This is a genomic window from Bradyrhizobium sp. DOA1 (assembly GCF_001593325.1).
Taxonomy (GTDB): domain Bacteria; phylum Pseudomonadota; class Alphaproteobacteria; order Rhizobiales; family Xanthobacteraceae; genus Bradyrhizobium.
The window spans coordinates 2,471,236-2,481,311 of record NZ_JXJM01000001.1; the positions used below are offsets into that span (position 1 = coordinate 2,471,236).

The following is a 10,076-nucleotide window of genomic DNA, read 5'->3' on the forward strand; positions in this document are numbered from 1 at the left end:
CGATTTCCTAGCAACTTTTTGTTACAGCGGCACCTGCGGCGAAACATCTCCATCCGGGGTCACACGGTCTCGCTCGCCCCGATAATGCCTTTTATGACTTTCATCACGCTCGCCCGGTGCGTCATAGAACCGAAACGGTTCTGACAGCGACCAATTGGCAACCATCTCGAAAAGTCGCGATCGCCGTATCGAATCATTAACCACCCCTTTACGCCGGCATGGAAATGCTGGCGGATCAGAAGAAATCTGGAAGTGAACTATGTCTGCCGCCGCGCCTAAGCCTACCGAGTCGCCGTCCCTCGAACCGTCCTGCCGCGATACCGCGGCTCATGCCCTGGGCATCGTGCGCGACGGCGTGATCACGGGCGAAGGCCCGACCACCAAGGGAAGGGTGCATTTCTCCCGTTCGCTCGATGCCGATGACACCGCCTGGTGCTCGCGCATCCTCACCGCCACGGCCGTCAACGACCAGCCGGTCAGCCGCGCCGAGGCCGAAGTGCTGTTCGAGATCAACGAGGCCGCGACCGAGCGCACCGACGATGGCCGGTTCGACGACCTGCTGGCCAAGGCGGTCGCCCATTATGCCGCGAGCGCCTCGGGTCTGAAGGTGCCGCCGCGGAGCGTCGCGCTGTCGGCCGACACCGAAATCGCGAGCTGGGCGCCGTCCTATGCCTCCAAGGTCAACAGCGAGATGCTGGAGTGGATCGCCGGCCAGATGCGTGGCAAGCGTCAGAACAACCGTCGCCTGATGGCGATGGTGGCGACCTTCCTTGGCGCCACCGCGCTGCCTCTGGCAGGCCAACTGCCGAACGTGTTCGACATCGGGATGTAAGAGCGCAGCCATGTGAGTTTGCGTGCCTCACTTGAGGACGCGAGGGAACGGCGGGGTCATTTCCCCGCCGTTTTTTGTTTGCCGGCACCAGGCTCGAGCCCCAGCGTGCGGCCAGGAAAGCCGGCGGCATCGAAATAGCGCTGGCTGCCGACGCGCTGAAAGTTCAGCACGGTCATCAGGCCGCCCTCGGCGGGCTTGGACTTCAGCGTGCCGACAAAGGCCTTCGGCACGGTGCCGTTCGGCATGGCCTCCGACATCACGCGGCCGACCAGTTCGCCCTTCTGCGAAGCGCGCAGGCCCATCAGCTGGGCGGCCGTCATGCCGACGTCGGCATTGCTGACCGGCAGCTCGTCGACATAGCCGGCTTTGAAGTCAGGACCGATCGCGGCCATGAAGTTCATGGTGTCGCCGCGGCTGAAGCTGCCATGCATGCCCTGGCCCTGGCGCAGCACGGTGTCGGCGACTTGCACTGAGCAGTTGGTCGGCGCCTCGCCGCAATCGCTGGCATAGGAGCGGAAGTTGACGACGATCGAGGGTGTCGGCGTTGCCGACTTGCCGCGCAGATTGATGCTCGACAGCGGCAGCGTGCCGGGGAAGCGGCCGAGAGAATCCTCGACGAACAGGCCGGACACGTAGTCCTGCTCCAGCAGCGCCTTGATGGTCTTCGCCGCCAGCTTCTTGTCCTTGTTCGGCAGATAGATCAGATCCGAGCCGCCATTGGTGGCGACGACGAGATCGGGCTTCTCCGGATCCTTGCCGAGCACGCCGTTGCCGAATCTCGGATGCTTGTTGCCTTCGACCTTCGCGTTCTTGTCATTGGGGTCGAACAGCGGCAAGTCGAGCGCCTTGGCGAGGTCGATCGCCAAAAATCCCATCGGCAGGAAGTCTTTCGGCGTGTCGTCATAGCTGAGCTTGGCCGAGGGGCTGGTCTTGCTCTCCTTGGAGATGGTCGAGAAGCCGTGGTCGGCGGAGACGATGATGTTGGTCGAGGCGGCGAGCCCGAGTTCGTCGAGCGCCCTGCGGAGCTGGGCAAGGTTGGTGTCTGCGTTCTTGATGCCGGCCATCGAGGTCGGGCCGTTGATGCCCGGCATGATCTGGTTGAGGCTGTCCCCGGTATTGTGCTGGCTGCCATCAGGATCGCGCGACCAGAACACCAGCACGAACGGCTTGTTGCGGGCCTTGAACATCGGCAGCACCACCTTGGTGGCGACGTCGGCGAAATAGGCCTGCTGCGCGACATTGGCAGACGTGGTGCCGGGCGTCTTGGCATCGCCCGCTTTGGAGTTGTCGCCGCGCGGCGGCGTGGCGAGGGGCAGGCCGGCCTTGGTCAGGGCGTCCTTCACCTCGTCCGACAGCGCGACGCCGTTCTTGCCGCCGGTAGCGTCATCGAACACGATCGAATGTAGGCCGGGCTTTTCGGGCTTGTCGGTATGATCGAACTGGTAGGTCGGGCCGTGCTTGCCCAGCGCAGCGGTGCTGTACCCCTTGTCACGGGCCAGCTTCAGGATGGTGTCCTCGTTGAGGTAGTTGCCGTTGAAATGCTCGTCGATGTCGCCGAGCACGGCGTCGTTCTCGATGAACGGGACCACCGTGTTGCCGGCGGGGACGGAGGTATAGTTGGTCCAGATCGTGTTGGAGAACACGCCGGTATCGCCAAGATAATGGCCGGTCGACATCGCCGAGCCGTTGGCCATGGTGAAAGTCGGGAACAGCGAATGCGGGTTCTTGAAGTTGACACCCTTGTCGCGGATGTCGGCCATCGCCGGCGCCGTCTCGGGCGTCACCTTCAGCGCGCGAAGACCGTCCGGAATGAACAGGATCAAGTTGCGGGGCGTGTTGTTCTGCGCCGAGGCAAGTCCGGTGGACAGGACCGTCAGTCCGGCGGACAGCAACACCAGTGAACGGCGCATCGAATCTCTCCCTGCCATGAGGCAAATCGCCGCGATCGCGGCTTCCAGCTTCGTTTAGTTTCGCCGCATGACGGTTTCGTTACAAGGCCTGCGACATTTGCAATGGGCTGGGGAGGACGCTGCATCGGACGATGCTCCGCATCACGAGATAGCGCTGCGCTGCGTCCGGGGCACGAGGGCGAAGTTTTCGCGCACAGCTGTCTCAACGTCGTCTTTGCGAGCGCAACGACTTGTCCGCCGGGGCTTGGCGAAGGCGGAAGCAACCCGGCATTCTCCGCGGAGATACTACGTTCGCATCTTCATGCAGACACGCGTTTTCAGCCTCGCGGCTCATTCGCCCGAGCTTTGCGTCGATGCCTCACACCCAATGAAGAAGGGCGCAGGGAAGACCGGGTGCCGGCTGGGCACCCACGGTCCACTGTGCGAAAGCGTGTGCTTTACAAGATTGCACAGCGGCATACAGGTGAAGCCAAGCAACCGGCCTTCCCTGCGCAGTGGTTTTACGGCGTATGTCGTGCTCTCCCCGGGGAGCGATGCACTATTGCCCCCGTCGCCTTGCGGATGGCTGACGCCGCGAACCCGGTCGGGCCGCGACATCACCGCAAGACTTGGGGCACAGACCCCGGGCGCCAGGACGACACGATTTGGCCGTACGCGAACCACACCCGTCGTTGGCGCGACGCGTTCGCTCACGGTTGCCCGCCCTGCGAAGCTCTTCGCGCCGGTGTGACCCACGTCCACTGCCGCCCGGCCCGCGTTCGTGACGATCGCGATACGCCCCTCTTCGGTGGGCCGGAGTGTGCAAAGCCTAACAAAAATCCGAATTCGAATAAAGAGAAATATTTCGCCAGCGCTCGCTTGACCCCGGGTTTGGGTGTGTCGCCCGTCCCAACGCAAGGGCTTGTGGCTTGACGCCGTGACATGCTCGGTTGGCTGCGCAAGCGAGCGAGCCGCCGACGCGCGAAGGCCCACCGTCCGTGCGGATGGTGGGCCTAACGTTGCGCGGCTTTACCAGCGATAGTGGCCGGTCAGCGTGCCGTTGTTGTTGCCGTCAGGGCCGACATCGCCCTGTGTCGAACTCGGGGTCGGATGGTTGGTGCCGTTGTACGCGCCATAGGGACCGGCGACATCCGGATAATACGCGCGCGGTTGAACCGGTTCGTAGGCGGGCGCTGTCCGGTCCCAACCCACGCGCGGGCCGTTCCAGTCGTAGCCCTGGGCCGAAGCGGCCGCCGTGCCCGCGATGAGTGATGCCGTGATCAGGCACAGGAGTTTAGACTTGTTCTGCATTGGAGATGCTCCTTGCTTCTGCCGGGAGCCAACGGTTGCGCTGCGGGAGCGTTCCGGACGTATGCCGCAGGCGCGATCAACTCCGTTCAACTGGTTATGAAGCGTGGGCTCCGGAACGAATGGGCTTGAAGCAGAGGTGAACGGGCGTTCTGCCGCACCAGGTTCCCCGTTAATCGCAAGCCTTAACCAATAATTAATTATACATTTGCGGGCGGGCGACAGCCCGGCCTAGCGTGCAGTGGGGAGCCGCTATTCGCGAAGCCAAACGAGTTGGTGCGTATCATGATGTCCAGATCATATGGGGCGCTGTTCGCCTCGCTCAGCGCCGCCGCGCTGCTCCTTATTCCCACCGATAGTTCTGCCAGGCCTGCCGGCGCCGCGCCGCACGGCTCAGCCGCGGGCCCTGGAGGTGCGATGGCGCGCGCGCCGATGGGGCCGGGTGCCCGGTTTCACCGTCGCAGCAATCCCTGGGTCTATTGGCCCGGCGGCGGCGGGTTCTTCAATGACGGTGCGAGCTACGGCCAGCCTAACGGCGATACAACTCATTCGTTCTCGGGCGACGTGCGCTACACCTATACGTACGACATTCCATGGGATTGGACGCATCGCTTCCCGCCGAACGTCGTGCCGTCCGACCGGCCCTATGTGCCGAGCTGTCCGACAGAGCAGGTGACGGTGCCCGGCCGCGGCGACACTGAACACACCGTCAACATCACGCGCTGCTACTAGAGCATTATCGGTTCTGATTGAATCAGAACCGAAGCTCTAGATCTTGTTTTGACGCGTTTTCTTCACGCGAACCGGTATCCACTTCGCTCGAAAACGCTCTAGCCCAGCTCGAAGCTGGTCACGCCGAAGACGCGATCGATGCGCAGTGGCGGGATGGGGCCGGTGTACATCCGCGCCGTCTCGAACACCGGCTTGAGCCCGAGTGACTCTGCCAGCGCGATCGCCTCGCGATTGACGGCGGGGACATCGAGGAAGATCTCGTCGCCTTGTGCGCTTCCCAGCAAAGCTTGCGTGACCGCCTCTGCCGCCGCGCGATCATTGGCGATAAGGGGGCCGATCTTGTGGCCGGTCCGGCACGGCCGGATCACGCCCCAAGCGGCGAGCCTGCCGTCGCGCAGCAGCGCGCGGCCCATATGTCCTGATGCGTTGATCCAGGCGCGCAGGAAGGCGCTGCGTGCGGCAGGGAATACGGTGGCGTCATCGGCTTCAATGATCGCGAATGGAATCTCGTCGAGGGCGACGATTTCGGCCGGCGGTTTCGCTGGCGCGGCCACGACGCCACCATAGCGGATATTGGCGTAGGCAAGCTGGAAGCCGGATTTTTTGTAATTGTCCTGCTGCGCGACCACGCCGTCGAGCCCGATCACGCGACCGCCCGCATGCGCGATCGCCGCGTTCCAGATGTGCAGGCCGTGGCCGCTCCCGCGAAAACTCTCGCGTACGATGTAGAAGCCGAGGAAGGCGAAGCGGTCGTCATAATTGACGCAGGAGACTGTCGCGACCGGTGCGCCGTCGATCTCGCCGACGAAGAAGCCTTGCGGATCGGGGATCGCAAAGCCGGCGGCATCGGCGAAGCCTGGATTCCAGCCCTCCGCCGCGGCCCAGTCGATGGCGAGGGCGATCTCTTCGGGACGGAAATTGCGGATCTGCATATCGCTCATGACGGATGCTCTCGGCGGTGGACCTGACGGCAGGTCCGGCGGTAGAAGGCCTCATGACGGGTCGGGCCTGCGGTTCGGCTCGACGATATCAGAGGACGACAGGTCATGGCGGAGAAGGTTGCACTGGTCACCGCGGGCGGCAGCGGCATGGGGGCAGGGGCCGCGCGGCGGCTCGCAGCGGACGGGTTTCGCGTGGCGATCCTGTCGTCCTCCGGCAAGGGCGAGGCGCTGGCGGCCGAGCTCGGCGGCTTCGGCGTCACCGGCTCGAACAAGTCCAACGACGATCTGAAGCGCCTCGTCGACGGCGCACTGGCCAAATGGGGACGCATCGACGTGCTCGTCAACAGCGCCGGCCACGGTCCGCGCGCGCCGATCACCGAGATCACCGACGAGCAATGGCATGCCGGCCTCGATACTTATCTCCTCAACGTGATCCGTCCGACCCGGCTGGTGACGCCGGTGATGCAGGCGCAGAAGAACGGGGCCATCGTCAACATCTCGACCGCCTGGGCATTCGAGCCGAGCTCGATGTTTCCGACCTCGGCAGTGTTCCGGGCCGGCCTTGCCGCCTTCACGAAGATATTCGCTGACACCTATGCGGCCGACAACGTCCGCATGAACAACGTGCTGCCGGGCTGGATCGACAGCCTGCCGCAGACGGATGTGCGCCGCGACAGCGTGCCGATGCAGCGCTACGGCAAGGTCGAGGAGATCGCTGCGACGGTCTCGTTCCTGGCTTCCGAGGGGGCGGCCTACATCACCGGCCAGAACATCCGCGTCGATGGCGGGCTGACGCGCTCGGTTTGAGCGCGGCCGCCTCAATGTGAGGCGACGAGCCGGGCCAGTTCCGGCAGGATCTTGTAGCGCGCGATCTCGTGCGGATATTCGCCGCGATTGGCGAGCAGGACGAGGCCGAGCCGCCGCGCCGGTACGAGCCCGATATAACCGGAAGCGTTGTTGAGGCCGCCGGGCTTGTCGACGATGGTGACGCCGGGAAGGTGCACGCTCTCCCAGGCCATGCCCTGTCCGAATTTCTCGTCGACATGGAAGGCCTCGCGCTGCGTCATCCGCAGTGCCTCGCGCAGATGCGGATCGATCGCGCGGCCGTCGACGCAGGCGGCGACGAAGGTCGCGAGATCGCGCGCGGACGAAAACATCTGGCCGGTGCCGGGAAAATCGAAATAGCTCTGCTGGTTGCCGATGGGGCCGATCGCCATGCCCTGATCCGAGTAGCCCTGAGCCGCGCGCAGCACCCAGGCCTCGTCCATGACGGCGCGATTGTCTTCGCCGCGCGCGGGCACGCAGGTCGCGGTCATGCCCAGCAGCTTGAGGATGCGCTGCTCGAACAGCGGCGCGATCGGCATGCCGTAGCGGCGCTCGAGCACGAGCTGAAGCAGCACGTAGCCGGCATGGGTGTAGATGCGCTGCCGGCCGGGTGCAACGCCGGGGGCGGGCGCGAAGGCGTTCAGCATGGCGATGAACTGGTCGCGCGTGAACTGCTCGTCCGGCCAGGGCGGATGGTCAGTCGGCAGTAGCAGTCCCGACGTGTGCGTGGCCAACTGGCCAACGGTCACCTGGCGGATGTAGTCGCCGTTCAACTCGGGCAGGTATTTCGGCAGGCGATCGTCGAGCCGCAGCTCGCCACGCAGCGTGCCGAGCGCCACGAGCGCGGCCTCGAACGGCTTTCGCAACGAGGCGAGATTGAACAGCGTGTCCGGCGTCACCTTCCGTTTGGCCGCATCGTCGGCAAAACCATAGGTGAAGAATTCGACATGGCGGCCGGCATAGAGCGCGGCGGCAAGGCCGCCCGCATGGTCCGACGTCACCGTCGGCGCCAGATGGTTCGCGACGATGTCCCGCATCTGCGCGATCATGTCGGAATCCGCCAAGGCGCGGTGGGGCCTGGCGAGGGCGAGTGGAACGAGCGCGGCCCGGGCGAGCGCTCGCCTTGTGAAATACGAGGGGGTGACAACGGACACGGCACGACTCTGACGCAAGATGTGATGTGCCCCCGGGCTCTTCTTAACGTGAACCGCCGGGCGGCCCCAATTCACGATTGCGTTGTGGGAACCCGTTGCGTGGCCTGCGGCCGAAATAACTTAGCCGCGTAGCTAACAATGATTGACAGCGGTTGGCCGTGGTCTATAGTTAGCTTCATGGCTAACCAATCATCCCGGCTCGACCAAGTCTTCTCCGCGCTCGCCGACCCCACGCGGCGGGCGATCGTGATGCGGCTCTGCGCGGGCGAGGCGTCGGTCGGCGAGCTCGCGGATCCTTTCGACATGGCGTTGCCGAGCTTCATGAAACACATCCATGTGCTGGAGACGAGCGGGCTTCTGCTGTCGGAGAAGTCCGGCCGCGTGCGCACCTGCCGCCTCAGCCCGGATGCGCTGCTCGGTGCGGAAGATTGGTTCCAGCAGCAGCGCGCGATCTGGGAGGCGCGGCTCGACCGGTTCGAAGCCTATGTGATCAAGCTCAAGAAGGAGAGGGCGGCTGCCAAGCGGTCGTCCCGCGCAACCAAACGGAAAGGTTCCGAGTGATGACGAATTCTGCCAATCCAGCCCTCTCGCAATGGTCGCTCGACCGCGAGATCGTGATGTCGCGCGTGATCGACGCGCCGCGTGATCTGGTGTTCGAGGCCTGGTCCGACCCGAAGCACTTGCCGCAATGGTTCGGGCCGAAGGGGTTCAAGATCGAGACCTTCGAGATCGACGTGCGTGTCGGCGGCGTCTGGCGCTTCAACATGATCGGGCCCGACGGCACGGTCTATCCCAACCGCATGCGCTTCCGCCGCATCGAGCGGCCGTCCTTGATGGAGATGGATCACGGGCTCGACCAGGACGACGATCCCGGCATGTTCCGCTTCACCGTCACCTTTGCCGAGCAGAGCAATGGCAAGACCGTGCTGATGATGCGCCAGCTGGCCTCCAGCACCGAGCAGCGCGATGGCATGATCGGCTTCGGCGCGGTCGAATACGGCTACCAGACGCTGGACAAGCTGGCGGCGTATGTGGCGGACATGAAGCGGTAGGAGCTGTGTTCATTCCGGGCCGCCGAATAGAGCGCGCCCGGAATGACGCATTGATCAACGCGCTCAGGTGAGCGCGTTGGTCACCGGCGGCTCCTGCATCTGCTCCACTTGCGCGGCGCTGTCGGGCCGCGCCGGTCCGAGCACGGGCACGTCGCCAAGCGGTTCAAAGCCAGGGCGAGCGCTGAATTCGCCGCGGCCGTCAAGGGAGGGGCCTTCAGAGTAGCGGCCAGGCGGTACAGGAGCCCCGTTGCGTTCGGTGCCCATGAACATGTAAGCGAACTCGGTTGCCTCCTTGCTACGGTCGAAGCTGTTCGGGATCGGCATCGAGGCCTCGCCGCCCATCTCCTCGATCACGGCAAGCCATTGCTGCTGATGCATGGTATCACGCGCGATCAGATAGCTCAGCATGTCCTGCATGCCCGGATCGCTCGTGGAGTTGTAGAGGCGCACGGCCAGCGTACGGCCGGTCGATTCGGCGGCGACGTTGCAATACATGTCGGCGGCCAGATTACCGCTGGCGTAGATATGCGAGCAGTCAAAGGGGATGCCGTCACTATCCGACGGGAAGGCTGCCATGCCCGTCGAGAGTATGTGCTTATGCAGCATGCCCTCGATCACGTGACGCGGCCTTTCGCCGCCCGACATCACGGCGCCGACGATCGGATTGCCTTGAAGGCTGGTCTCCTGCATCGTCGCCGGTGCATTTTCGAGGTTCAGCGCGACTGCGGTCGAGAGCATCTCGATGTGGCTGATCTCCTCGGTCGCGGTGTTGAGAAGCACGTCGCGATATTTGGCGGGACCGCGCGCGCCCCAGGCTTGGAAGAAATATTGCAGGCAGACGCGGATCTCGCCTTCCACGCCGCCGATCGCTTGTTGCAGCTGACGGGCGAAGATGGGATCGGGCTTCTCGACCTTGACCGGGTATTGCAGTCGCTTGTCGAAGTAGTACATGCGCAACTCCTTTTTGTCTTAGCGCTGGTGCAATGGCGCAATGAGGGCGGTGGAGGTTGCGTTCCTAAACATTTCCCGCGTTTATTTGGTCGAGTTCTAAATCCATTCGCAGGGGATGCGAAAAAGATGCGGCCCCGGTGGAGGGGAGGAAACGCCGGGGCCGCTCTCACGCGCACAACTTGAAGGGATCAGACTTGAAAGTCTGATCAGCGCTCTGCCTAGCTAGCGCCGCGGTGTTGTGCCGCTCGAAGATGGAGTGGTTTCGTTGCGCATGCCGGGAGGGCTGGAGGCGCCTTGCCCGCCACGCTCCACGTGTGTAATGCCGCCGCCTCCGCCGGTCCCGCCTGAACCTCCGCCCGCGCTGCCGCCGGCACCCGCGCCACTACCACCAG

At 64.1% G+C, this 10,076-nt stretch carries 10 protein-coding genes; 5 read left to right on the plus strand and 5 right to left on the minus strand.

Going from position 1 to position 10,076, the window contains the following annotated elements; translation table 11 throughout:
* Positions 1–259: 259 nt before the first annotated feature.
* Positions 260–832, plus strand: a complete 573-nt coding sequence (locus tag SE91_RS11675) for a hypothetical protein (RefSeq protein WP_061847702.1) — start codon at positions 260–262, stop codon at positions 830–832.
* Between the two features lie 56 nt (positions 833–888).
* Here the strand turns inward: SE91_RS11675 and SE91_RS11680 are convergent, their stop codons facing one another.
* Both SE91_RS11680 and SE91_RS11685 read right to left on the minus strand, forming a co-directional pair.
* The gene (locus tag SE91_RS11680; RefSeq protein WP_061847703.1) at positions 889–2,742 is read right to left on the minus strand and encodes an alkaline phosphatase family protein; all 1,854 of its coding nucleotides are present in this window, start codon (positions 2,740–2,742) and stop codon (positions 889–891) included.
* Positions 2,743–3,750: 1,008 nt separating this feature from the next.
* Positions 3,751–4,032: a hypothetical protein gene (locus tag SE91_RS11685; protein WP_008570385.1), complete on the minus strand. Its 282-nt coding sequence runs from the start codon at positions 4,030–4,032 to the stop codon at positions 3,751–3,753.
* 282 nt (positions 4,033–4,314) lie between these two features.
* Here SE91_RS11685 and SE91_RS11690 point away from each other — a divergent pair, with 282 nt between their 5' ends.
* Complete coding sequence (locus SE91_RS11690) at positions 4,315–4,761, plus strand: hypothetical protein (RefSeq protein WP_061847704.1); 447 nt, start codon at positions 4,315–4,317, stop codon at positions 4,759–4,761.
* Between the two features lie 98 nt (positions 4,762–4,859).
* Here SE91_RS11690 and SE91_RS11695 read toward each other — a convergent pair whose 3' ends face one another.
* Entirely contained in the window at positions 4,860–5,702 is an 843-nt protein-coding gene (locus SE91_RS11695) for a GNAT family N-acetyltransferase (protein ID WP_061847705.1), read from the minus strand.
* 105 nt (positions 5,703–5,807) lie between these two features.
* Between SE91_RS11695 and SE91_RS11700 the strand changes: the two genes are divergently transcribed.
* A complete protein-coding gene (locus SE91_RS11700; protein WP_061847706.1) occupies positions 5,808–6,509 on the plus strand; it encodes an SDR family oxidoreductase in 702 nt (233 codons plus the stop codon).
* 11 nt (positions 6,510–6,520) lie between these two features.
* On the opposite strand, the gene SE91_RS11705 is transcribed toward SE91_RS11700, so the two are convergent.
* Positions 6,521–7,681 carry a serine hydrolase gene (locus SE91_RS11705; protein WP_156489578.1) on the minus strand — a complete coding sequence of 387 codons (1,161 nt, stop codon included), beginning with the start codon at positions 7,679–7,681 and terminating at the stop codon, positions 6,521–6,523.
* A 177-nt stretch (positions 7,682–7,858) separates the two neighbouring features.
* Here SE91_RS11705 and SE91_RS11710 point away from each other — a divergent pair, with 177 nt between their 5' ends.
* Positions 7,859–8,242, plus strand: a complete 384-nt coding sequence (locus SE91_RS11710) for an ArsR/SmtB family transcription factor (protein WP_061847708.1) — start codon at positions 7,859–7,861, stop codon at positions 8,240–8,242.
* Positions 8,242–8,733 (plus strand): SRPBCC family protein, encoded by a 492-nt coding sequence (locus SE91_RS11715; RefSeq protein WP_061847709.1) that lies wholly within the window; start codon positions 8,242–8,244, stop codon positions 8,731–8,733. The genes SE91_RS11710 and SE91_RS11715 overlap by 1 nt, the downstream gene beginning before the upstream one ends.
* Positions 8,734–8,796: 63 nt before the next feature.
* Here the strand turns inward: SE91_RS11715 and SE91_RS11720 are convergent, their stop codons facing one another.
* Positions 8,797–9,684: a manganese catalase family protein gene (locus SE91_RS11720; RefSeq protein WP_008548966.1), complete on the minus strand. Its 888-nt coding sequence runs from the start codon at positions 9,682–9,684 to the stop codon at positions 8,797–8,799.
* Between the last annotated feature and the right edge of the window lie 392 nt (positions 9,685–10,076).